At 47.5% G+C, this 24,868-nt stretch carries 13 protein-coding genes; 8 read left to right on the forward strand and 5 right to left on the reverse strand.

The window, feature by feature from the left end; genetic code table 11:
- Positions 1–65 precede the first annotated feature (65 nt).
- On the reverse strand, positions 66–422 hold the full coding sequence (locus tag NG795_RS15815) for a helix-turn-helix domain-containing protein (RefSeq protein WP_367289619.1): 357 nt from the start codon (positions 420–422) through the stop codon (positions 66–68).
- A gap of 735 nt (positions 423–1,157) precedes the next feature.
- Between NG795_RS15815 and NG795_RS15820 the strand changes: the two genes are divergently transcribed.
- Both NG795_RS15820 and NG795_RS15825 read left to right on the forward strand, forming a co-directional pair.
- Positions 1,158–2,171 carry a hypothetical protein gene (locus NG795_RS15820; RefSeq protein ID WP_367289620.1) on the forward strand — a complete coding sequence of 338 codons (1,014 nt, stop codon included), beginning with the start codon at positions 1,158–1,160 and terminating at the stop codon, positions 2,169–2,171.
- Between the two features lie 222 nt (positions 2,172–2,393).
- Entirely contained in the window at positions 2,394–2,717 is a 324-nt protein-coding gene (locus NG795_RS15825) for a hypothetical protein (RefSeq protein ID WP_367289621.1), read from the forward strand.
- Between the two features lie 128 nt (positions 2,718–2,845).
- Here NG795_RS15825 and NG795_RS15830 read toward each other — a convergent pair whose 3' ends face one another.
- The 3 genes from NG795_RS15830 to NG795_RS15840 all read right to left on the reverse strand — a co-directional run bounded on the left by NG795_RS15830 (position 2,846) and on the right by NG795_RS15840 (position 3,937).
- Positions 2,846–3,031, reverse strand: a complete 186-nt coding sequence (locus tag NG795_RS15830; RefSeq protein ID WP_367289622.1) for a hypothetical protein — start codon at positions 3,029–3,031, stop codon at positions 2,846–2,848.
- 56 nt (positions 3,032–3,087) lie between these two features.
- The gene (locus NG795_RS15835) at positions 3,088–3,375 is read right to left on the reverse strand and encodes a hypothetical protein (RefSeq protein WP_367289623.1); all 288 of its coding nucleotides are present in this window, start codon (positions 3,373–3,375) and stop codon (positions 3,088–3,090) included.
- Positions 3,376–3,544: 169 nt separating this feature from the next.
- Positions 3,545–3,937, reverse strand: coding sequence for a DUF1622 domain-containing protein (locus NG795_RS15840; protein ID WP_367289624.1), 393 nt, complete (start codon positions 3,935–3,937; stop codon positions 3,545–3,547).
- A gap of 505 nt (positions 3,938–4,442) precedes the next feature.
- On the opposite strand from NG795_RS15840, the gene NG795_RS15845 reads away from it, so the two are divergent.
- The 6 genes from NG795_RS15845 to NG795_RS15870 all read left to right on the forward strand — a co-directional run bounded on the left by NG795_RS15845 (position 4,443) and on the right by NG795_RS15870 (position 22,201).
- The gene (locus tag NG795_RS15845) at positions 4,443–4,691 is read left to right on the forward strand and encodes a peptidoglycan-binding domain-containing protein (RefSeq protein WP_367289625.1); all 249 of its coding nucleotides are present in this window, start codon (positions 4,443–4,445) and stop codon (positions 4,689–4,691) included.
- A gap of 360 nt (positions 4,692–5,051) precedes the next feature.
- Entirely contained in the window at positions 5,052–6,338 is a 1,287-nt protein-coding gene (locus tag NG795_RS15850) for an ABC transporter substrate-binding protein (RefSeq protein WP_367289626.1), read from the forward strand.
- Positions 6,339–6,439: 101 nt separating this feature from the next.
- A complete protein-coding gene (locus NG795_RS15855; protein ID WP_367289627.1) occupies positions 6,440–7,348 on the forward strand; it encodes a carbohydrate ABC transporter permease in 909 nt (302 codons plus the stop codon).
- Between the two features lie 88 nt (positions 7,349–7,436).
- Entirely contained in the window at positions 7,437–8,360 is a 924-nt protein-coding gene (locus tag NG795_RS15860) for a carbohydrate ABC transporter permease (protein WP_367289628.1), read from the forward strand.
- Between the two features lie 173 nt (positions 8,361–8,533).
- Positions 8,534–9,709 carry an ABC transporter ATP-binding protein gene (locus NG795_RS15865; protein WP_367289629.1) on the forward strand — a complete coding sequence of 392 codons (1,176 nt, stop codon included), beginning with the start codon at positions 8,534–8,536 and terminating at the stop codon, positions 9,707–9,709.
- Positions 9,710–10,462: 753 nt separating this feature from the next.
- The gene (locus tag NG795_RS15870; protein WP_367289630.1) at positions 10,463–22,201 is read left to right on the forward strand and encodes an Ig-like domain-containing protein; all 11,739 of its coding nucleotides are present in this window, start codon (positions 10,463–10,465) and stop codon (positions 22,199–22,201) included.
- 89 nt (positions 22,202–22,290) lie between these two features.
- On the opposite strand, the gene NG795_RS15875 is transcribed toward NG795_RS15870, so the two are convergent.
- The gene (locus NG795_RS15875; protein ID WP_367289631.1) at positions 22,291–24,744 is read right to left on the reverse strand and encodes a GH116 family glycosyl hydrolase; all 2,454 of its coding nucleotides are present in this window, start codon (positions 24,742–24,744) and stop codon (positions 22,291–22,293) included.
- Positions 24,745–24,868 lie beyond the last annotated feature (124 nt).

Here is a 24,868-nt window from a genome sequence, read left to right on the forward strand (position 1 = left end):
GCTCTGAATTTTCGCCGAGGTCTAAATGCTCTATCCCTTGTACAGCAAGTGGTTTAGCTATCTTGTCACCCTCTCAGGAGAAAAACTTGATGCAGCAGGGCGATCGCCAGATGAAATTTCTCCTCCGGGGTCAGAGACTGTAAATCACCCCCAGAGCCCGAGGGAGCCTCCACCACAGCGGGTAGAGTCCAGGACTGGTAAAACGAATCAATCGCCTGACCATAAACCGCCGCTAGTGCCGGTAATTCCCGTTCCGCATCAACCTTGCGCTTACCATTTTCAATACAGGAGAGCGCCTGTTGACTCATCGTGACACCATAGCAGTTTTTAAGCTGTTCGATAACCTGTTCCTGGGTTAAACCCAGCCGTTGCCGGGTGGCACGCAGTCGATGACCGAGGGAAAACTCCATGTAATTTATCAAAAATTCTTGTATCTACACGAATAATATATATTTTTCTCAGAGAAAATTCAAGGGTTTTCAAAAATATTAGAAAATCAAATTGACTTAGGATATTGTGATAAAACTGGAGGGGTTAATACAGCAAGCAGAGGACCACTATCCCACCCAGCCCCTAACAGAGGGTACAGTTTATGACAGACATCAGAAAAATGGGTGTTTACCAGAATAAATGATAAATTTTGTAACGAGACGTTGAAAACTCCGCTTAAATACTCAATAATTAGATTGACTTCTAATAATTAGGTAAAGTTGGGAGGCAAGACAGAGAATGGAGAGACTCCCAAAAGCGGGGTTTTTGAAAGCCGATCGGGATACCAGCGTTTTATAGCTGGGTTCACGGCTAACTGAGGCGATCGGCTGTTTATCATTCTTTCGGAGGCGGAAATCTAGGAAAAATCTGTACTGTGCGCCCATAAACCCCGGTATAGCCAGATTAAGCGTGTATTCTGACACGGAATTTTATACAAGGAAGAGAATTCAACCAAACCAACGGAATAATGCAAGTTATTCCCGTAGTCAAAGTAGCGGGATAGTGAGTATGGCAGGAATTTGACAATAAATCTAAGCCTTCTACCCAGGCTACAGTATAAAGCCTGCGTTTGCCCTTGGCGATCGGCTTTGCTATACCTATTGGCTTGAAATCTTGCTCCCTTTATCTATCGCCCATGCATTCAGTGACTCAATCAATCAACTATCATGAACAAAACCACTCGACGAATTGTAGCAGTCTTTACCCTGATTGTAGCATTTACGATTGAACTAGGAACATTTTTTACTCCGGCGGCATTAGCCCAGTCTGAAGCCTTTAAAATGCCGCAGTTATCAACGGAGGTAGCTCTTCAAGTACCTGTCCCTCAACCCGTTGATTTAATAGCGCTGTCAATGCTAGAGCGATTTCCCAATGAAGATGAAATTAAGCATTTTATTTCCGAAGGAGTCAACTCTAGCCGAAATGTATTGGATAGTTCGCGTAATTTTTTCAAGAAAAACTTGCCGACTCGGGAACAAATGCTTCAAGATTTGGATGAAATATTGGAAAAACAGCAAGTAGTCCAAGACTTTGTGTCTTCTCAAAAAAACAATCTAAAAAGCCATCTCAGCAAAGAACAATTAGCCGCCGATCTTCAAGGTTTGGTTGCTGACGCTTCCAAATATGGGGATGGCTTACAGAAGATTACCAAAAAGGCGCTGCAAAGTAAGTACGGCGAAAGCTATAAAGTAATGTCCCTAATTTTACAAAACTTTACTTCTACAGCCCTCAATTCTAAAGCTCGTAATCAGGCCAAAATTTTCTTGGATGCTACTCCTGAAAAAATCTGTAAAGCATATCAAGACATGAGCACAGGAATAGATGGATCAAGTTGGTCTGCAATCGAAGAAGGTGCTGGAACTACAGTGCTATTATTCCAGACTATTACATCCGCCTCGGCAGCAGGTGCAGGAAATTTAGCAGGCTATGCCGGTATAGCTTCTGCGGTTTCACAACTTGGTTTAGGTGGGTTAACAACAACTCTAGCCAGTGTGCTAGGCAGTAGCGCTACGGGTGCAGCCGCAACAGCCGTCGTTACATCTGCGGTAGGTGGACCATTAGTTATGGCGGGCTTGTTGGCAGGTGGCACAGCTGCCACCACCTATGGTACTTACAAAGTGGGTGTTTTTGTTGCTGAAAAACTGGGAGAATGGGCTGCAACAACTTGTGCTACAAATTAGGGGCATAAAAATCGTATAAGCTATCTCTGATGTTTGATGGAGTGAGTTTTCAGGGTTTTTATTCAGCTTTGTTTGAGCTTTTAACTTGGCTAATTTTGCCGAATGAAAGCATTCTTGGGCAAAGTTAGAAGTTCAAATTGAACAGCAACTTATCACTTAAAACCCTGAATAACTCTTTTCGGAATGACAATTCTTAATTATGAAAGAAAAGGAGCAATGAACATGGATTCAACGCAATTTTACCCTGTAATCGAGCAAATATTAAATTATGTTCACGAGAGGGGAGCAGAAAATATCAATTACCTAACAGACATATTAACTGTCGTTAAAGCATTTGTTATGTCAGTTTCCTCATTGGCAACCATCGTAGCTAACTGGTCTACTTTAATGGAACTTTGGACCCAGGTAATAGCGTTAGCGACTTCGGGGGCGGGACTCACTGAAATATCCACTGTAGTTGCACAGTTCGCTACCCTTACGGGAATATCAATTCAAGCGATTATTGACTTTCTTCAAGTAATAATCGTCTTTTTTGTGTTTATCTAATAAGCGGTTTGGCATTTTAATTGGGTGTTCTGAGCGAGCAAGATGGAATGCCTGGAACACCCTGTGTGTGGCCCGACATTCCTCACTCTGCCATCCGCAAGCCTTCTGAGTAAAGAGGCGATCGCCTCCTATATTTCTTGCGGGATACCACTCACTTCACCTTTCCTGGCTTCTCGAATTTCCCACATCCGATTTTGATATTTTAAGGCGATTTCTGTTGCCAGTTCGCTGGTTGTTCGGGCCTTTTGTTCGGCGAGTTTTGTCATTTCCAACAGTTCAAGCAGGGTTTTTTCATCATCGGGTAGCTCTTTCATCGTAGTCCCTCTAAGCGATTGAGAATTTGTTCAACTTCTATTTTAGTTTCTATAACTCAACCTAGCAAGCTTCCCAAATCTTCCCCCGCTTCCTCAATGATTTCTGGGGGGACATCGGCTGGAGAAATCGCCTCAACCGTAGTCTGGGTCTGACGTTGAGAGGTTTGTACGAACACTATGACGGCGTTGAGATACGCAAAATACTGAATCAGTATAGCATTATTGACAAACTGAGACAATAAAGCTCTGACTACAGTTAATCCCTGAGTTGCTGCTTGGTCAGTGTTCTCTAATTCTTGGGTTATTCGTTCAACAATTGATTCAATTTTCTCAGGAATTGCCATATAAACTGCATTTCAGAATTGTCTCGTATTTAGTCAGCATATCATAAGTGCTGAGTCCCATTGCGCCACTCGCTTAATTCTCCTGACGCCGATCAATCGCTGATCGCCTCCTGAAATTGCTGCCATCCGCAATCCTTCTGAGTGAAGAGGCGATCGCCTGGGACCCGGTTTAGGCTTGAACAGGACTGCTGACTTGTGAGACTTCTGGGGTAGCTTTGGCGATCGCCTGCAATAATAAATAGTTTAAAACCGTTCTCACTGCAATAATCGCGACTAACCGGGCGATATCATCCCACTGACTGGAAATCATGGTTTTTAAAATCGTTGCGCCAATCAGGAAACTTAACCCCAAAGAAAAGGAATATCCCATCACTAATCGGCTGCGTTGAAATGCCTCCATTGTATGAGGTTTAAACAGAGCATCTTTGACGAAAATTATTAAGGCTCGGGTGACCCCTAAGCCAATCACTAATATTGCTAAAAGTTGACATAAACTGGTTAAAATGATATTTCCCGATATAACTAAAGTTGTAATCCCTGTTTCAATTCCGTGCAAATTCATCGTTGTTTGTTAATAATTTTTGCTGATTATTTACCCTGGCTCGATGTTCATCGGACGCGGGATTTTCCAGGGCCTAACTCATTAAGAGAGAGGACCTGCTAAGTCTATGTTAATACATAACGGGAAGTCATTTCCCATCGATCCCCAGGAAATCCGACCGGCGATCGCCCCAGGGTCGAACATTGGAAGTCCGGTGGAAACCCCTGATTTCCCGTGGTTTCGGACATTCCGGTTTAGATAAAGACCCCAAGAAGCCCGATTAATGGCCCTAATTGGTGACGAATCAGTAAAAACTTTGGGTAAAAACCCCGTTGGTCTTGCCCTGACTGTAGCGACGTCCAAGGATTTCATCGCTAAAATATATCCTGGGATAGTGGGAGACCCGCCACAGACGGGGCTAAACTGGCTCTGAATCGGTAGAGTACCGAGTTTTGTACTCAATCATACCCAAAGGACAACCTGGGGGTATTTTATCAAATTTTTAGAAAAAGTTGGAGGCAGAATCATGTTAGATCAACGCATATTAGAACGGGGCAGTCAAGGGGAAGAGGTTAAAGAAATTCAACAAATTTTATTAAATATGGGATACGATTTAGGCGAGGGGGGAGTTGATGGAACATTTGGGCCTGAAACCGAAGCAGCAGTTAAAAATTTTCAAGGAGATATCAATCTGCAATATCCTGAAGCGACGGTAATTATGGATGGAAAGGTTGATAGCCAAACTTGGTTTTTCTTGAAAAAAAGCCGTTCCTAACTCTAAGACTGCTCACTCTCAAGCCCCGGTCAAAAATCGTTGAACCGGCATTTTTTCAGCGGGATAATAGAGGGGAAGGCGAAAGAGTCTGAACTTCGAGGAGATACCCAGGCAGTCAGCGATCGCCTCCAGTCAGACTCACTCTGTCCGTTCTCACGCCTGCTGAATTGAATCGGAAAGCGTCTCACCCCGAAGTGAGCCAAACCCTGCTTTAAAAAAATTCAAGTTTTGATGAAGTTTAGTTAAGAAACTTAAAATTATTTGTTTTTTCTTCCCTAAACCCACAAAAAGATCCACTTTGTAGTGAAGATAGAGGTAAAACGGGAACCAATGATGTTTGGGAATCACAATCAACCCGCCATGAAATTTAAACGTTTATATCGAATGCTTGCTTTTACCGTATTCCTCCTCAGCATCGCTGTTGGATGTGTCAGGAATGCCAGGGACCCCGGAACCCTGGAAGTCTGGGCGCACGCCGGTCAAGATGCAGAACGAATCACCCTGCAAGAACAAGTCACTCGGTTTAATGCCGCTCATGATGAGGTCACCGTCAGGCTCACATTTCTACCGGAAGGTTCCTATAATGCCCAAATCCAAGCGGCAGCCATCTCACGGGATTTGCCCGATGTTCTCGAATTTGATGGGCCATTTATCTATAATTATGTCTGGCAGCAAAACCTCCGACCCATTGATGATTTGATGTCTTCAGAAGTTCGCATGGATCTGTTGCCGTCGATTCTGATCCAGGGAACCTATAACGATCGCCTCTATTCCGTCGGTACTTTTGATTCCGGACTGGGAATTTACGGACGACGCAGTGTGCTAGAAGGCGCTGGAATTCGCATCCCGCAAGGGAACGCGGACGCTTGGACCGCAGAGGAATTTAATCGCGCATTAGCTACGTTAGCGGAAAATGACCCGGACGGACAAGTGCTGGACCTTAAGCTAAACTATTCCGGAGAGTGGTTTACTTATGCCTTTATGCCACTGTTATATTCTGCGGGCGGTGCAACCATTGATCGCACAAATTACCAAACTGCTTCCGGTGTCATGGATAGTCCTGAATCCGTAGCAGCAATGGAACAGGTGCAGTCTTGGATGCAAAATGGCTACGTTGATCCCAATGTGGATGACGCCGCTTTTACCACCGGACGGGTGGCGCTTTCTTGGGTGGGGCACTGGGTCTATCCGAGTTATACAGAAGCTTTTGGAGATGATTTAGTCGTGTTGCCTCTGCCGAATTTAGGCAATGGATCGAAAACCGCCCAGGGTTCATGGAATTGGGGAATCACAGAAAGAAGTCAAAACCCCCAAGCGGCAATGGCATTTTTAGAGTTTTTGTTACAGCCGGATGAAGTGCTGGCTATGTCTAATGCGAATGGGGCCGTCCCTGCCACCCAAAGTGCGATCGCCCAATCTCCCTTATACCGCGAAGGCGGTCCGTTGCGCTTATTTTCTTCACAATTGTTGAACAACAAAACCGTTCCCCGTCCCCAAACTCCCGGTTATCCGGTGATTACTTCAGCCTTTCAAGAAGCCTTTAATAACATTCGCAATGGTCTGGAAGTGCAACAAGCTTTAGAACGGGCTGCTACAGAAATTGACCTAGACATTCGGGATAATGAAGGGTATACTAACGTGAGTTAGCCCATCCAAAAACGTCCCACCGTTTCCAAAAACCTCTTTGAGAGGTGACCAGAAATTGCGGATATTTCAGTGATTTTCCAGATAAATTTCAATTTAAACTTATGGCAAATCAAACAACATTAACCGCTCCAAATGATACGCGCAGCGCCCTAGGAATGGCAGCCCCTGCGTTGATTGGATTATTCCTCTTTGTGGCCTTGCCTTTTACCTTAGCGGCAATTTTGTCTTTTACGAATTTAAGACTCGGTTCGCCGTTACCTACCCGGTTTATTGGGTTAGAACAATATGCGCGAATTTTTAGCGAACCCTCGTTTCGTCGCGCCTTACTCAATAATGCCATTTTTGCCCTGGTAGTCGTGCCATTGCAAACGGCGATCGCCCTCGGATTAGCCATTTTACTCAACCGTCCCCTGCGCGGCATGGCTATCTTTCGCACCTTGTTTTTCATGCCGGTAGTTTTTCCAATGGCGTTGGTTTCCGTGATATGGATTTTGATTTATGCCCCCGGTGCCAATGGCATGATGAATTCATTTCTGGATTTTATCACCTTTGGATTATGGGAACCGCGAGATTTTCTCCGTGACCCCTATCTAGCACTTCCGGCGATTATGCTGCTTTCCATGTGGCAGGGAGTGGGATTTCAAATGGTGATTCTCTTAGCCGGTTTACAGTCAGTTCCCAGTGATTTATATGAAGCTGCCGCCATTGATGGCAGTAATAAATGGAACCAGTTTCTGCACGTCACCTTACCCCAACTGCGAAATACCTTAATTTTCGTCATGTTGGTGACTTCAATTCTGTCATTTCGCCTTTATGACCAAATCGAAATCATGACCAATGGCGGACCTTTGGATGCCACCACGACGGTGATGTATGAAGCAGTAACCGCTGCATATCAACAGCAAAAAATGGCAAAAGGGGCGGCCATGACGGTGGTCTTTTTCCTAGTCGTCTTGATGATTACCCTCATCCAACGGACCTTGATTAAAGAAGAACGGGCAATGGATTAAATGGTTTAATTTAGCCACAATAAGGCTAAAAATGAGCCGTTTCAAGTAATTTTCAACCTTCTCAATAAACGTTACGGAATCTACATTCATGAAACAAGTTCAGGAAATTTCCCAGGAAGCATCAACCGGAGGAAGTCGCGGTTCTGCGATGACTCATGATGAATTAATGACCCACCGCAAAAACCAGCAGCGGGTTAGTATGATTGGCAGCTATGTAGTCTTGACAATTTTGGCCTTGCTATTTATTGCGCCAATTTTATTTATGATTGTCGGGAGTTTTAAGCCGGATAATCTGGTGTTAATCGAGGCGGGTTCATTAAAAGCGTTTGTCCCCGAAAATCCCTCTTTGCAAAACTATCAGGATGTATTTAACCGAGTTAATTTTACCCAGTTTTTCTGGAACTCAATTTTTATTACTGGGGCGATCGTCCTGTTCGGACTTCTGGTCAATTCAATGGCAGCTTATGCCTTTTCTCGATTGCAGTGGCGGGGACGAGATATTATTTTTCCGGTGATTATCGCCTTAATGATTATCCCCTTTGAAGCCATTGCTGTTCCCCTGTTCTTTCAAATGACTTGGTTGGGATTACGCAATACTTACACCGCCCAAATCATTCCGTTTATAGCCAATGCCTTTTCCATCTATTTATTTTACACCTTTTTTATCGTCTTGCCCAAGGAATTGGAAGAAGCAGCCAGAGTAGATGGGGCGGGTCCAATCCGGACTTTTTTTGAAATTATCGTTCCGGTTTCTAAACCCGTGTTTGCATCGGTCGCAATTCTCACCTTTTTAACCCAATGGGGTTCGTTTTTGTGGCCGACAATGATTGCAGTGGGGGAAAAAGTTCGTCCCTTGCCGGTTGCGATCGCTCAATTTCAAACCTTACCTCCAATCCAATGGGGAGATATTATGGCCTTTGGCGTGATGATGGTTGCACCGATGTTAGTGATTTTCTTAATCTTCCAAAAATGGTTTGTTCAGGGGGTTGCTTCTTCGGGTATTAAGGGGTAAAACAACGGCGGGGGTTTTAACCCCCGCCTAACAGATCAAGTCGGTTAAAACCGACTAAAAATACCACTAAAAATACCACAGCATCAGACTTGTAGTCGTCTTTAGACGACTTTAGCTATGAGGCGGGGGTTTTAACCCCCGCCGGTTGTTCAAACTATTCAAAAATTAAAACAATGGCAAGAGTAGAATTTGACCACATTTACAAAGTTTATGCCAATGGCTTCACCGCCATGAAAGACCTCTGTTTAACCATTGAAGATGGCGAATTCATGGTCTTTGTTGGACCTTCCGGTTGTGGCAAATCGACCGCCCTGCGGATGTTGGCGGGGTTGGAAGATATTAGTGCGGGTAAATTAATCATCGGTCAGGATGTGGTGAATAATAAAAGCCCCCAGGACCGGAATATTGCAATGGTCTTTCAAAATTATGCCCTGTATCCGCACATGACGGTGCGGCAGAATATGGAATTTCCCCTCCGCATGATGAAAGTTGCCAAAGGGGAACGACAACAGCGAGTCATGGAAGCGGCTGAAAAACTGGGATTGACTCATTTGCTAGATAATAAACCCAAACAAATGTCAGGGGGACAACGGCAACGAGTGGCAATGGGACGGGCAATTGTGCGCGACCCGGCAGTGTTTTTAATGGATGAACCGCTATCAAATTTGGATGCAAAAATGCGGGTACAAATTCGCACAGAAATTGCTGATTTGCAGCGCAAGATGGGAACGACGACAGTGTATGTGACCCATGACCAAGTGGAGGCGATGACAATGGGCGATCGCGTGGCAGTGATGCGCTTGGGGGAACTCCAGCAAGTGGCACCGCCTCAAGAGTTATACGATCGCCCCAAGAATGTATTTGTCGCCGGATTTATGGGGTCTCCGGCGATGAATATCTTTCATAGTGAGTTCCGCAAAACCGAAAGCGGTCAGTTTGCTATCACTTACGGAACTCAGCAATTGGCGATCGCCCCGGAAACCTGCGATCGCTACCGCGAAATTGACCGCTATCTCAACAAACCCATTTTTGCCGGATTGCGTCCCGAAGCCTTTTTACTCGCAGATAGCAATACTCCAGCTAATCACAAAATTGAAGTAGAAGTCACCACCATTGAATCCCTAGGTCATGAAACCATTATCTATTTCAATTCTCCCATTGCCAAAATTGAAATCCAAGATAAAGATGACCTAGCCAAAGTGCTAGAAAAACCAACAGGAGAGAGTCAATCCATTGCGATCGCCCGAGTCGGTTCCGCCCAAAAACTGCACCATGCTGACCGCCTCTCCCTCGCCGTCGATACCCGCCAACTCTACCTCTTCGATCGCCACGGCAACGCCATTCAATAGGTATATTTTCTATAACAAGGACAGGGTAGAGCCTTGTCCTTGTTCAATTGATGAACCTTCTAGTTTTAGCCACATTTCCCCAACGGCACTCCTCTGTTCTTTCCTCACTTTTAACCCTCTCTCCTAGCGCTATCCCCCCATTAGCCGATTTTTTCTCCGTTATTCTACTGAACTCTTGGGTTACCCTTCATTGAATCTTCACTCATTTTAACCCAATCTTAGTATTGACAAAAAGAGAGCAATGTGCAGTTAAGCCTCTCAACGGCACAAACCTCGTAAGCATTGAAAAACACCCCTTGAGGAGCAGGTCAGATTTATCAAAAATTTATATAGCTTGCTATTGACCGCCTCGCTCCAACAAGTTACAGTAAATTCAAGCCTATAAAAAATATATCAATCAGGAGTTGACATAAAGCAAATTATATGATAGGGATTTATGTCTACTGACAAATGCCAGCCCAATCGTTTTCAATCCGCCCCGACTTTTTACCTCCTTTTTAGGGAAGCGACTGGCTGCTCCCCCCGCAAAATCGCCTTTTCCAAAACTTAAATCCCCAAACGTTCCAAGGGATCAGGGACAAAAACTCAAGCTAAATCCCCCCCTAGAGCATCTATGCGATTCAGGTCGTATAAGTGACTTGCAGCGCATTCGCTAGATTGTGTGAACCATTCACCCGGCGATCGCCTTGATTGACCTTGGGTTGCATCTACACCGCCCGTCTAGTTCATTAGAAACATAAGGAAACAGTACCCATGAAACCCCTCGAAACAACTCAGCTTGTGGTAAATCCCTCCATCAGCACCACTATTTCCAATCGCAGTATTGCAATTTTTGATACAACAGTAGAAAACTGGGAAAGTTTAGCAGCAGGAGTGCTTCCCGGCACAGAGGTGGTGGTACTTCACCCGCATCAAGACGGAGTCGGCCAAATCGCCGAAATCTTGGCAACTCGTAGCAACATTCAGGCATTGCATATTGTTTCTCACGGCAGTCCGGGCAGCTTGCAACTGGGATCGGTTCTCCTCAATACCGATAACCTGGAAAGCTACAGCGAGACCCTGGGACAGTGGCACAACGCCCTGAGTGGGAAAGCAGATATTTTGCTCTATGGGTGCGACGTAGCAGCCGGAGAAATTGGCGAAAGCTTCGTACAGCGCCTCAGTGAAATAACTGAGGCAGATATTGCAGCGTCCATCAACAAGACAGGTCATGCAGCCCTGGGCGGTGACTGGGACCTGGAAAAAACCACAGGGCAAATTGCTGCGTCCCTGGCTTTTTCAGCAGCAGCAATGGCAAATTATGGCAGTGTTTTAAGTCTGCAACCCGAATACGCTTGGGCCAAAAAGATGGGAGGGGGCAGTGGCGATTTTAGCTACAACATCAAGGTTGACAGTAGCGGCAACAGTTACATCACGGGTTCGTTCCAAGGCACCGTTGACTTCGACCCTGGTGCTGGCACATTCAATCTGACTTCAACCGGAGGTTCTGATGCCTTCATCACAAAACTGGACGCCAACGGTAACTTCCTGTGGGCCAAGCAACTCGGAGGGAGCGGTAACGAGTATGGCGACACCCTCATCATTGACAGCAGCGGCAACGTTTACACCACAGGTTCCTTTCAAGGCACAGCGGACTTCAACCCCAGTGCTGCTACATTCAACCTGACTTCAGCAGGAGGTTCTGACGCCTTCATTAGCAAGCTGGACGCCAGCGGTAACTTCCTGTGGGCCAAGCAACTCGGAGGAGGCACTGACGACGCGGGTTACAGCATCACTGTTGACGGCAGCGGCAATGTTTACACAACAGGTCATTTTTGGGGGACAGCCGACCTCAACCCCGGTGCTGCTACATTCAACCTGACTTCAGCAGGCGAGTATGACACCTTTATCAGCAAACTGGATGCCAGCGGAAACTTTTTGTGGGCCAAGCAACTCGGAGGAGCTAATGACGACAAGAGCTATGAAATTACCCTAGATAGCAGTGGTAACATTTACACCACTGGACATTTCTGGGGCACAGCAGACTTCAACCCCGGTGCTGCTACATTCAACCTCACTTCAGTGGGAGCCTGGGATGGCTTCATCAGCAAACTGGATGCCAGCGGCAATTTTTTGTGGGCCAAGCAACTCGGCGGGGTCAATAATGACTATAACTACAGCATCAGTGTTGACAGCAGCGGCAACGTTTACACCACAGGTTCCTTTCAAGGCACAGCGGACTTCAACCCCGGTGCTGCTACATTCAACCTCACTTCAGCAGGAGGTTCTGACGCCTTCATCAGCAAGCTGGACGCCAGCGGCAACTTCCTGTGGGCTAAGCAACTCGGAGGGGGTAGTGACGACAACAGCTACAGCCTCAGCCTAGACAGCAGCGGCAACGTTTATACCACTGGCACCTTCCAAGGCACAGTTGACTTTGATCCTGGTGCTGGCACTGCCAACCTGACTTCAGCAGGAGGCGCTGATGGCTTCATCAGCAAGCTGGATGCCAGCGGCAACTTCCTGTGGGCCAAGCAACTCGGAGGGGGTAGTGACGACAACAGCTACAGCCTCAGCCTAGACAGCAGCGGCAACGTTTATACCAGTGGCGATTTCCAAGGCACAGCTGACTTTGACCCCAATACTGGTACTGCCAACCTGACATCTGCGGGAAGCACTGACATCTTCATCAGCAAGCTGAACCCTGGATCTGCTCCCACTGTCACTGCGATCTCTTCCGCGATCGCTGATGGCACCTACAAAGCCAGTCAACTGATCCCCATTACCGTCACCTTTTCCGAACCCGTCACCGTCACAGGCACTCCCACCCTCGCGTTAAACACGGCTGCCACCGCTACATACACCTCTGGTAGCGGCACGAATACCCTAAGCTTCAACTACACCGTAGCTGCTGGTCAAAATACCAACGACCTCGACTATGCCAATACCACTGCCCTCAGCCTCAATGGTGGCACTATCAAAGATAGTGCCACGAACAATGCTATCCTCACGCTGCCCAGTCCAGGAGCGGCCAACTCTCTGGGTGCCAACAAAAACCTGCTCGTAGACACCACCGCACCAACAGCAACCAGCTTCACTCCTGTCGATAATGCCACTAATATTGCAGTAGGGGCGAACTTAGTTGTCAACTTCAACGAAGCGATTCAAAAAGGCACCGGCAACATCGTTATCAAGAAAGTCTCGGATAACTCAGTGGTGGAAACCATCGCCGTTACCGATGCCAAGATTACCGTCAGCGGCAGTACCGTCACCATCAATCCCACGGCTGACCTAGCAGCAGACACCGATTACTATGTCGAGATTGCCAACGGTGCAATTAAAGACAGTGCCGGTAATAATTATGCGGGGATTACGGGTGCAACCGCTTGGAACTTTAAAACAGCGCTCCCTGCCGATACCACCGCACCAACGGCAACCAGTTTCACTCCTGTCGATAATGCCACTAATATTGCAGTAGGGGCGAACTTAGTTGTCAACTTCAACGAAGCGATTCAAAAAGGCACCGGCAACATCGTTATCAAGAAAGTCTCGGATAACTCAGTGGTGGAAACCATCGCCGTTACCGATGCCAAGATTACCGTCAGCGGCAGTACCGTCACCATCAATCCCACGGCTGACCTAGCAGCAGACACCGATTACTATGTCGAGATTGCCAACGGTGCAATTAAAGACAGTGCCGGTAATAATTATGCGGGGATTACGGGTGCAACCGCTTGGAACTTCACCACCGCCGATACCACAGCACCTACCGCGACTAGCTTCACTCCGGGTGATAATGCCACTAATATTGCAGTCGGTGTCAACTTGGTAGCCAACTTCAGTGAAACTGTCCAAAAAGGCATCGGCAACATCGTTATCAAGAAAGTCTCGGATAACTCAGTGGTGGAAACCATTGATGTGACCTCCGGTAGCGTCACCGCCAGCGGCAGTACCGTCACCATCAATCCCTCTCTCGATTTGGATGAAGCCACTGATTACTATGTAGAAATCGCGGCTGGGGCAATTAAAGACTTAGCAAATAACAATTACGCGGGAATTACAGGCGCAACCCCGTGGAACTTCACCACCGCCGACAACACGGCTCCTGCTGTCCCAGTCATTGCTACCATCAGCACTGACAGCGGCACTGCCAACGACGGCATTACCAACGACGCCACCCTAATTTTTTCTGGTACTGCCGAAGCGAATAGCACGGTGACCCTCTTCAAAGACGGCACCTCGATGGGCACCGCCACGGCTGACGCTTCTGGGAACTGGACATTTGACTACAGTGGCACGACTTTAACCAACGGCACTTATAACTTCACCGCCACTGCCACCGACGCTGCCAGCAACATCAGCACCCCTTCTGCACCCTTTACCGTCACCATTGACACCACTGCCCCCACGGTCACTATCAACCAAGATGCGGGACAGTCTGACCCCACTGCCGGGACAACCGTCAATTTTGAGGTAGTTTTCTCGGAATCCGTAACGGGTTTTGATGATACCGATATCACAGTGGGCGGCACCGCAGGAGCAACCACTGCCAACGTCACCGGCAGCGGCACCACCTATAACGTTGCCGTCACCGGAATGACCAGCCCTGGCACCATTACCGCTTCGGTGAATGCCGGTGCTGTCACCGATGTAGCGGGAAATACTTCTACCGCCAGCACCAGCAGTGATAACGAAGTCACTTATGACAACACGATCCCTACGGTTACCAGTATTACCCGTGCTGATGCCAACCCCAGCATGGCGGCTACGGTGAACTATACCGTCACCTTCAGTGAAAATGTCACAGGTGTCAATGCCAGTGACTTTAGTTTAGCTGCGGGCAGTATTGCCGATGCCTCGATTACCAGCGTCACCGGCTCCGGCAGTACCTACACCGTTGCTGTGGATACGGGCACCGCCGACGGCACGGTACAGATCAACCTTACCGATGACGATACGATCGTTAACAGCCTCAGCGTCCCCTTGGGCGGGTCGGGAACCGGCAACGGTGATAGCACGGGCCAAATTTATACGGTGGATAAAACCGAGGCAACCGTTACCACCATCACTTCCACCCTTACCGATGGTAGCTATCCTGTGGGTCAGGTTATCCCCATCTCCGTCACCTTTGATGAAGTGGTGACAGTCACCGGCACTCCGGAATTAACCCTAAATTCCGGCGGCTCGGCAACCTACAATACTGGCAGCGGCACTAATACCCTCACGTTTAACTACACAGTGGCAACGGGTGACACTGCCACCGACTTGGAGACAACAGCGATCACCTTAGCGGGCGGGACGATTACAGACGCGGCGGGGAATAATGCAACGCTGACAGTACCCACAGCGGGTTCGGCTTCCTCTCTGGGTGGAGCCAAGAATCTCGTCATTGATACCACAGTTCCCACCGTCACCTTAGCATCGACAGCGGCATCGACTGTGAACGCACCGTTTGAAGTGAGCGCCACGTTCAGCGAAACGGTGACTGGGTTTGCCGAGACTGATATCAGCGTCACGAATGGGACAGTGAGCAGCTTGACTGGCAGTGGCAGCAGCTATAGCTTTATGGTCACGCCTACAGGAAGCGGTACTGTTACGGTCAACGTTCCCACAGGTGGTGCGACTGATACGGCGGGAAATCCCAACACAGCGGCTACAGCGTTAACTCGCACTGCTGATACCACGGCACCCACTGTCGCCTTAGCATCGACAGCGGCATCCACAGTGAACGCCCCGTTTGAAGTGAGCGCCACGTTCAGCGAAACGGTGACTGGGTTTGCGGCTGACGATGTGACCGTCACCAACGGAACGGTGAGCAATTTGACTGGCAGTGGCAGCAACTATAGCTTTACCATAACGCCCACAGGGAGCGGGACTGTCACGGTCAACGTTCCTGCTGGTGGTGCGACTGATACAGTGGGAAATATCAATACTGCTGCTACATCTTTAACCCGTACTGCGGATCTGGCCGCACCCACGGTCACCCTAGCATCGACGGCGGCATCGACGGTGAATGCTCCATTTAGCGTGACTGCAACATTCAGTGAAACCGTGACTGGGTTTGCGGCTGACGATGTGAGTGCCACTAACGGAACGGTGAGCAACTTGACCGGCAGTGGCAGCAACTACAGCTTCACGGTGACCCCCACCGGAGAAGGCACTGTCACGGTGAATGTGCCTGCGGGTGGTGTTAGTGATGCCACTGGAAATACGAATAGTGCTGCTGCACCGTTAACCCGCACTGCCAATACTGGCGCACCCACCGCTACCAGTTTCACTCCGGCAGATAATGCCACCACTGTTGCCGTAGGTGCAAACTTAGTCGTCAACTTCAATGAAGCGGTCCAAAAAGGTACAGGCAACATTGTTATCAAGAAAGTCTCTGATAACTCAGTCTTTGAAACCATTGCCGCTACCGATGCCAAAATTACTGTCAGTGGCAGTACCGTTACCATTAATCCCACCAGTGACCTAGCACCGGGGACGGATTATTATGTCGAGATTGCTAATGGTGCAATTAAAGATAGTGCCGGTAACAATTATGCGGGGATTGTGGGTGCAACTCCTTGGAACTTCAAAACGGCAACGGCACCGGATACGACTGCACCCACCGCTACCAGCTTCACTCCGGCAGATAATGCCACCAGTGTTGCCGTAGGTGCCAACCTAGTTGTTAACTTCAATGAAGCAGTCCAAAAAGGCACAGGCAATATTGTTATCAAGAAAGTTGCTGATAACTCAGTCTTTGAAACCATTGCCGCTACCGATGCCAAAATTACTGTCAGTGGCAGCACCGTTACGATTAATCCCACCAATGACCTAGCACCAGGGACCGATTACTATGTCGAGATTGCTAATGGTGCAATTAAAGACAGTGCGGGGAACAATTATGCAGGGATTGTGGGTGCAACTCCTTGGAACTTCAAGACAGCGATCGTACCGGATACTGTTGCCGTTGGCGCAAAACCTCTCAGTTTTTATTCGTTGCAGGACCTGAATAGTTACCTGGATACCGTTTATAAAGGTACTAGCACCTTACTTCCCAACGTGAAGGCTCCCTTACTCTCTACTTTTGCGGCTTGGGAGAAGATTGAAAATAATCCCGCTAATACATTAACAGCAACCGGAGTTTTTGAAGGGGATAAAATTGAAATAACCCCTACCAATTCATTAAGTATGAAATTAGGGAATGTTTTGGAGGCAATGAAGGGGTATGGAGCTTCCTTTGACAGCCAAATTTCGACATTAATCAATTCCCTAAATTTCTCGGGAGTCTCTCTTGATATACCGATTCCGACTCTGACTATCACTGATCTGCGCTCTGCTCCTATTTATGAGTTTTCCGTCAAGATTCCCGTTCCCGAAAAATCCCTAGTTTTTGACTTCATCAAGAACACGTTAGGAATTAATTCACTCACTTTGAAAGTGGGACTGAACACCGCTCCCAAAGGAGGAGGACCCTATGCAGTAGCAAGTCTAGATGTAAACAAAAATTTAGTGGATATTTTAGGCTTTGAAGTAAATCTTTTGGGCGCAGATTTCTACGCAGGGATTAATGAAAAATTAGAAGGCACCATAAACCTTACACCTAAGCTTCAGCTCAAGAACTACGACCTGACCCAAACCAATGAACCGCCGTTAAATCTCTCTGGATTATTCACGTTTGAAAAGGAGTCGTTCACTGGGGGATTTAAAATAGAGGGAGGAACTCCTGATCAACCACAGGTATGGAACAATCCCTTTGGCTTATTTCCCAATTCTACATTGAGGGGGGGGTCCTTAGAATTTAAAAAAGACCTCAAAACTGCTTCGATAGGCGAGGTTCTCATATCAGGAGATTTCAACTATCAGAAGATGTTTGATATTACATTAACAGGATTAGCTGTTGATGTGCAGACTGGAGTTCCCAAGGCTCTCGTCTTAACCGCGAATAAACCCGTTAATTTATTTCAGGTTTGGGCGATGAATAATCTCAGCCAATTGCCCGGGTCTGTCTATCTCGCTCAACTTAAGCCGATTCAAGATGCAATGAGCTTCTTGACAAATATCATTGATGTCAATATTAAATCGGTCGATAGTGACAACGATGATGAGCTCGATCCATTGTTGAAGTTCGTGCCGCAATCAGTCACAATTGGTGGAAAGACTATTCAACCTGGATTTGCCATTAAGGGGGAAGTCACTGCTTGGGAGCAAACGGCAACTTTAATCCTAGAAGCCAATCCTTTTAATGATAATCCAAATGCTCAAGGGTCTTTAACATTACCCGCGATCAATTTAGGATTTTTGAAGCTAAAAGGATCTAGTAGCGATATAGATAAAGATGCTAACACATTAAATCTGGCTCTAAGTTTAGCTCCCAATAATGTTTCTATGGCTGCCAGTGCTAATTTAGAACTGTTTGGTCAATCCAGTGGCGGAGTCAATGCTATCATTGATAACACTAAAATTAACATAAAGAACTTCCATGTTGGTTTTGGTAACGTTATAGCACTCAATCTCAATAATTTAGATGTCAATTTAGAAAAACGGAGCGGATCTGCTTCCGGTGAATTGATATTCTTCGGGAAAAAGTTTGCTGGACTGCAAATAAACCTCGATAGCACTGAACTAACAGTCAAAGGGAATCTTGGTTTAGGCGGTCTATCCATTGAGGACGCGACCCTAACTATTAAAAATGCTAATGATATCAACATTAAGGGAACAATAAAGCTACTTGGAGAAAAGTTGTTCACGGCAGATGCTAATCTTTCCAATAACACTCTTACTCTAAGCGGATGGTTAGGATACAACATCTTAGGAAAAGATGTTGGTGTTGAAGTTGCTCTGTCTTTAGGAGCATCAAATCAAATTACACTAACACCCCAAATTCCTGGGTTGAATATTCCACCGTCTCGTTTTAATCTCGATTCAGTTCCATTCTCTAGTATCGGCGATTGGCTTGAAGACTTGGTGGTGGGTGATATAGGCAGACTTGCTAATGAGGCTATTCAGGCCATTGAAAACACATTTAATGACGTATCAAAAGCTACGGTAGCAGCGTGGGGTGAAGTTGAGGAGTTTTTCGAGAATGTGGGTACCTCTCTTGAAAACTTCGCTAGTGATGTGGACAACTTCTTTACACGGGGTGGAGGAGCGCTAAATGGTAATGACAACAACAACAAAATTGACGGAACAGAATGGGGTGAAAAAATATCTGGTCAGCGAGGGCATGACATACTTTTAGGTCATGGAGGTAATGACATTATTTATGGTGGATTCGATAATGATCGAATCCATGGTGGATACGGTAATGATGATCTCCGTGGCGAAGAAGGGGATGACCGAATCTCGGGTGAACAAGGTGGCGACGTTATTTATGGTGGAACGGGTAAAGATTTAATTTATGGTGATGACGGGAACGATCTACTTAAGGGAGAGGAGGGCGACGACCGTATTTATGGGGGACAGGGTAACGACTGGATTGTTGGTGGATCTGTAAGTTCTAGCTATTTCCCATTAACCCAGAGATTCATGGACGTAACCAGTAATGACTCTCTTTACGGCAATGAAGGCAACGATTTTCTCTCCGGGGAAGGAGGTGAAGACATGTTGGATGGGGGGTCGGGCGATGACACTCTATCTGGTGGTGGAGGAAATGACCGCCTTTTGGGTGAGACTGGTAACGATAGTTTGACTGGTGAGAGTGGCAATGACGAATTACATGGCTCTCATGGTCAAGATAGCCTTTACGGTGGCAGTGGTAACGATGTGCTCTACGGCCAGTTCGGTCACGATTTGCTTCGAGGGGAAGATGGGAATGATACTCTCTATGGCGATGATAAGGGAAACCAAGGACAATATAGTGAAATGTTCTGGAATAATGACACCCTATACGGTGATGGGGGCAATGACTATCTCTTTGGGGGCATAGGCCAAGATTATCTCTATGGCGGCTGGGACAACGATTTTCTGGATGGCGGGTCCGGCAACGATTTTCTAAGCGGTGAATCGGGGAACGATACCGTCCGGGGTGATGACGGCAACGATACTCTTAGTGGTGGGAATGGCAACAACGTTCTCAGTGGTGGGAATGACAACGATCGCCTATTCAGCTTACTCAACAGTAAGGATACGATTAGTGGAGGTGCTGGTGATGATACCTTAGTGTTGGTTGGAAAAGAAACAGATTATACATTCACCCAGACTAATAACGGGTGGAAAATTACTAACAAATCCGATCCAACTATTGTCAAAATAGTCACTGAGGTGGAACATTTTGAATATATCCAAAGGATGAGTATAAATGATGTTGTAAAGCAAGTCTCCAATGTTGATGTTGTAAAGCAAGTCTCCGATGTTGTAAAGCAAGTCTCCAATGTTGTTGTTCAATTTTCAAGCTTCTGGCACCGAGGTCGGGTCATTGATGGTTATATAGCCGATGGCCAAATCTTCTTTGACGCCAACTTAAACGGTGTATTGGATGATAACGAACCCTTTAGCAAGACAGAAGCCGATGGCACGTTCGACCTGGCTATAGATATTGAACAGTTTGATACCAATCAAGATACTGAACTGGATCACACTGAAGGCCAGTTAGTCTTGATGGGCGGGGTAGATATAGCCACAGGTTTACCCCTGGTCACTCCCCTGACTTCTACCCTGCGCTCTACAGTCGTCACCCCATTAACCACGATTATCGCTAATTTGGTGCAACAAGGCACTGACCCAGCCGCTGCAGAAACTCAAGTCAAATCCGCTCTAGGACTCTCTGCCGAAGTTGAGTTAGGGGGCTATGACCCCTTAGAGGCCATTACGAATGGGGAGACTGAGGGGGTCTCCGTATTTGGCTCAATGATTCAGGTGCAAAATACGATTGTCCAGATGGCGAAGTTTATGGAAGGGGTTGCGGAAACACCCCTGACGCAACTGGCTTATAGTGGGATTGGGGCGATCGCCAATCAACTCAAAGCGGGTACTTCAGTCGATTTGGGTAATCTCCAGACCATCCAATCGATTCTCCAAGATGCCATGACTCAGGCTGCAAAGTCTGACCCCAACATTAACCCCACCCAACTGGCTGCTACGGCGGCGGCGGCGGCTCAAATCATGGCCCTCGGCAATCAAATGATTGCGGACCTGCTCTCTAGCGGTGCTTCACCTACAGATATCATCACTGATATTACAAAATTGCAAGCGGTCTCAGTGGGTGAAATTGCTGTAGGACTGCCGGAACTCGCAGCAGCAACTATCTCCATAGAAGATTTTTTGGCTAAAAATACCAAAGAAGCGATCCTGGCTCGGATGGAGGCGGTGCAGGTTAACGACCCCACGAGTCGTACCCTTGAGGAGAATAACCCTCTTGATGACGAGGATACCCCTGACTCATCGCAGCCTCAGCCTTTTCCCCAGGGGTTACCTTCTAACGGCAACAGCGAATCGAGCGACAGTGGAGAGGATTCCGACAGCGAAACCAACAGCCGCAATCCCTGGATGTTGTTCTTCGATGCAGACTACTATCTCGCACAAAACTCCGATGTTGCTGCTGCGGTGGAAACTGGCGCGTTCCGCAGTGCTGCCGAACACTTCGGTTTCTTCGGGTTCACGGAAGGCCGCTCTCCCAGTGAGATGTTTGCCAAGGATTATCTCGCACAAAACACCGACGTAGCCGATGCCGTGACTAATGGCTCGTTCCGCAGCGGTTTTGAACATTTCCTCAAGTTCGGCTTTGCAGAAGGTCGCTTCCCCAGCGAGGTGTTGAAAGATTTCGAGATGTTCTATGTCTCGCAACACGCTGATGCAGCAGAAGCGGTGCGTCAAGCCATTTCTACGAACGGTTTGGAACATTTAGTGCGCGTCGGTTTCACCGAGGGTCGCAATCCGTTCCCGCAGTTTGAGGTAGTAGCACGAACCTTTGATGCTGAATACTATCTAGCACAAAATGCTGATGTGGCTGAAGCGGTGCAAGCTGGTGGGTTCCGCAGTGCGATGGAACACTTTGTTCACTTCGGAATGTACGAAAATCGCGACCCGAGTCAGGCATTCAGCACTAGCTACTATTTGGCGAATAACGCGGATGTGGCTGAATCCGTTAGCGCTGGCGGTTTCCGTAGTGGCTATCAACATTATATGATGCACGGGATGTCCGAAGGTCGCCTCGGGAGTACCACACCGATCGCCAATCTAGGCAATTTCGATGGCATCTTTGTGACTGAGGCCGGTAAAGATATCCTCACTGGCATGGATGAGAATACAGCCACAAATCCTGAATCTGACTGGCTGATGAGCGATGTCGGGGCTGATTTCTTCTCTCTCGACAATGCCAACTCTGATTCTACTCTCACCAATACTGAAGGTGAGTTAAACTCTGACCCGATCGCGAACTTCAATGCCGATGCCGATTGGGTCCAGTTAAAAGAGGCGGGATTGCTCCCGGGACAGAATCCACAAGAGGGCGATCGCACTGACTGGATAGGTGAGGTGGAAGAGGTTTCCGTTCTAGCTCAAGAGGAAAATGCCTTTAGCTTCGTCTAACCCCAATTCATGAATCGGTAGAGGCCGATCGCCCTCTACCTCCTACTCCGAAAGGACAAGGCACTCCCTTGTCCTTTCCCATTGTTAACCTATTTAAACCCAGTCAAAACCCCATAAACGGCCCAAATTGCCATCGCCCGTAAATAATGAGAGGCCCGAAAGGTTCCCACTGCTGTAATTGCTTCCGGAGTCCGGAACTGCAACCCATTTTCATAGACTTGCTTAATGACGGTTTCGGTTAATTTAAACCCTTCATCTCCCATCCCCATTTGTAACATAAATGCCGCCAATCCGAAATTAATTCCGGTCCATACTTCTAACGGATGAGTCGCATTCGGATTCACCGGGGAACCATCAATTAATACGCCATTGGCTGCCCCAAATTCACCGTTATGAAACTTCAAAAAACAAGATTCATAGACTGTTTTTAAGGCCGATTCAGCGCATTCACTCGGGACAATATCCGCTAACCCTAATAACCGTGCATAAAATTGACCACAAAGCTGATCCGCCATCACCACCTCTGAACCGCTTTCACTGTCGAGGCGATAATAAGTGCCATTCCAGAGTTTTTTTTGATACAAGGTGCGTGCTTGTTCCAACCAATCTTGATAGGTAGTCAGGATTGCTTGAATGGTTGCCGGTTCCAGTAATTGCGATCGCTTCTGTTCATAAATCGTATCGGTGAACACGCCGGAATGGGGGGGATTCTTTAAAATAACCTCACCGACTGCGATCGCCGCTTGTAATGCCGCCATCCACAACCCGCCACAATAGGCACTCACCCCACGCATTGGCCAATCATCGAACGTCTGATCAGGTGCACCGCCATTTTCGGGAATCCCATCCCCATCTTTATCAAAGGTTTTTAAATAGGCGATCGCCTGCACCATTGAGGGCCAACAATCCCACAAAAACTCATAATCATCTCCCCCGGTCAACAGAAAATCCCGATACACCAGCAAGGCAAAATCACAGGGTAAATCCTTCCACAAATTACAATCCTGATAACTGGTATAATTCGTTTTCACCCAAGGATGTTCATTCGGTGCACCCAAATCATGAGGCGTCGCATCGGTCACTTTGCGAACTGCTGCTGCTTGATTATACCCAATCACCCGAGGAGTATCATCTCCCGTAGGAATCGCCCGGGCAAACCCGCGCATCACCGATTTTTCCAATTCCGGCCACAACATCAACAGGGCAAAAGACCCGTACAACCGCACATCCAAGCTTTCATACCAACGATAATCGATACATTCGAGAACCGCAAATTTACCCCGAGGTTCTTCTGCATCCTGGGCGGTCCATAATGTTCCCCCATCGGTGAGAATATACAATTCATTAAATAGCGCCATTTTCACCGAGTCGGACAAATCCTCCCGGTCTAATATCGATTGTTGCCAGGTGATGATATTCTCACGCCACATATCCGAATGCTTGAGTGCCGTGCGAATCATGGACCAGGAATTTTTGCCATGACGCCCGAAAAAGTCGGTGTAACGGCGATATTCCCAGACTCCGGCAGCGAATTCAGTAACGGGAAAATCCCAAGCGAGAATAAAGGGAATTTTGCGGGTTTTTCCGGGTCGAATGGTGAAGCGAACTGCTAAGGCGACTCCAATCCGTTCTCCCTTAGTGGCGGGGGTTTCATCGGTGGAATCGAGTAAGGAACCATCCTGAGAAAACTGTTGCCAGACTTCTTTGCCACTGCCGGTGGGATTCCAGCGTGTATGCTTGAAGGTGTCGAGAAAGGGATTGGTAGCGGTGGCGATCGCCATTTCTCCCTCCCCTTCTTCGGGAACCTCTGCCAAATGACCTCCTGCCATCACACAACCAATCCGATGGAAGTCTTCAATATAACGGTTAGAATTGCCCTGACTTTTCCCCCATTTGGATTGATATTCATACTCTGGAGACCCATCATCTCGCACTTTTACTGTAGGAGATTTGATGGCATTGGTAAACCAACCCACCACATTTTCCCAAGTCAGCAGAATACTCAGGGTAATCGGTTCATCGGTGGGATTATAGGCAGTCCATTCAAAAATTGCCAGGGGATAGCTACATTCTTGGTATTTTCCCGGCAGAATCGGGGAAAATTGCTCACAAGTGAGTTGTGCTTTAAACACATTTTGATAGACAAACCAACTCCGAGGATACAACGCATGGTAAGTTCCGGTAGGATTTTCCTCAGTCGCTGCGGGATACCATTGCCAGGAATTTAGACTGCCATCAGAGGGAGGTTGGGTACAAAGTGCGTAAGTTTGGCGCTGGCCTTGGGTTTCTTCAAAAATGCTGAATTGACAGGCGGGAAGGGATTGGAAGGTATGTTCACCCCCGTCGAGATGCCAGAGATTGAAGTCACCACGGGGCGATCGGCCTATACAACCGGCCCCAAACCCCCCGAGGGGCATTCCATGCCAGGGACCATCATCGAGATTACTGCCATAGCGAACGGTATAGGGTTTGTCCCAATCTAAACCAATGGGACGCTGCCAAGTCTGGGAAGGAATTGCAGGGGGAGTGGATGGAGTCGTCATAGTTCTGCTTGAATCAACACTCTCGATTAAAGCAGAAGTATGATGATGCTACCAGGCAGAATCTCTGTTGTTTCTCCGGTTGATGGCAGAGGGTCCCACGATTGGCGATCGGGTGACCTCTTGA

Origin of the sequence: Laspinema palackyanum D2c (genome assembly GCF_025370875.1) — a bacterium.
GTDB lineage: Bacteria > Cyanobacteriota > Cyanobacteriia > Cyanobacteriales > Laspinemataceae > Laspinema > Laspinema palackyanum.

Excerpts from the sequence above, each read along its gene's own strand:
- NG795_RS15865 (WP_367289629.1), top strand. The coding sequence starts at position 8,534 with ATGGCAAGAGTAGAATTTGACCACATTTACAAAGTTTATGCCAATGGC.
- NG795_RS15855 (WP_367289627.1), top strand. The coding sequence starts at position 6,440 with ATGGCAAATCAAACAACATTAACCGCTCCAAATGATACGCGCAGCGCC.
- NG795_RS15835 (WP_367289623.1), bottom strand. The coding sequence starts at position 3,375 with ATGGCAATTCCTGAGAAAATTGAATCAATTGTTGAACGAATAACCCAA.
- NG795_RS15840 (WP_367289624.1), bottom strand. The coding sequence starts at position 3,937 with ATGAATTTGCACGGAATTGAAACAGGGATTACAACTTTAGTTATATCG.
- NG795_RS15870 (WP_367289630.1), top strand. The coding sequence starts at position 10,463 with ATGAAACCCCTCGAAACAACTCAGCTTGTGGTAAATCCCTCCATCAGC.
- NG795_RS15825 (WP_367289621.1), top strand. The coding sequence starts at position 2,394 with ATGGATTCAACGCAATTTTACCCTGTAATCGAGCAAATATTAAATTAT.
- NG795_RS15845 (WP_367289625.1), top strand. The coding sequence starts at position 4,443 with ATGTTAGATCAACGCATATTAGAACGGGGCAGTCAAGGGGAAGAGGTT.
- NG795_RS15830 (WP_367289622.1), bottom strand. The coding sequence starts at position 3,031 with ATGAAAGAGCTACCCGATGATGAAAAAACCCTGCTTGAACTGTTGGAA.
- NG795_RS15875 (WP_367289631.1), bottom strand. The coding sequence starts at position 24,744 with ATGACGACTCCATCCACTCCCCCTGCAATTCCTTCCCAGACTTGGCAG.
- NG795_RS15820 (WP_367289620.1), top strand. The coding sequence starts at position 1,158 with ATGAACAAAACCACTCGACGAATTGTAGCAGTCTTTACCCTGATTGTA.
- NG795_RS15860 (WP_367289628.1), top strand. The coding sequence starts at position 7,437 with ATGAAACAAGTTCAGGAAATTTCCCAGGAAGCATCAACCGGAGGAAGT.
- NG795_RS15850 (WP_367289626.1), top strand. The coding sequence starts at position 5,052 with ATGAAATTTAAACGTTTATATCGAATGCTTGCTTTTACCGTATTCCTC.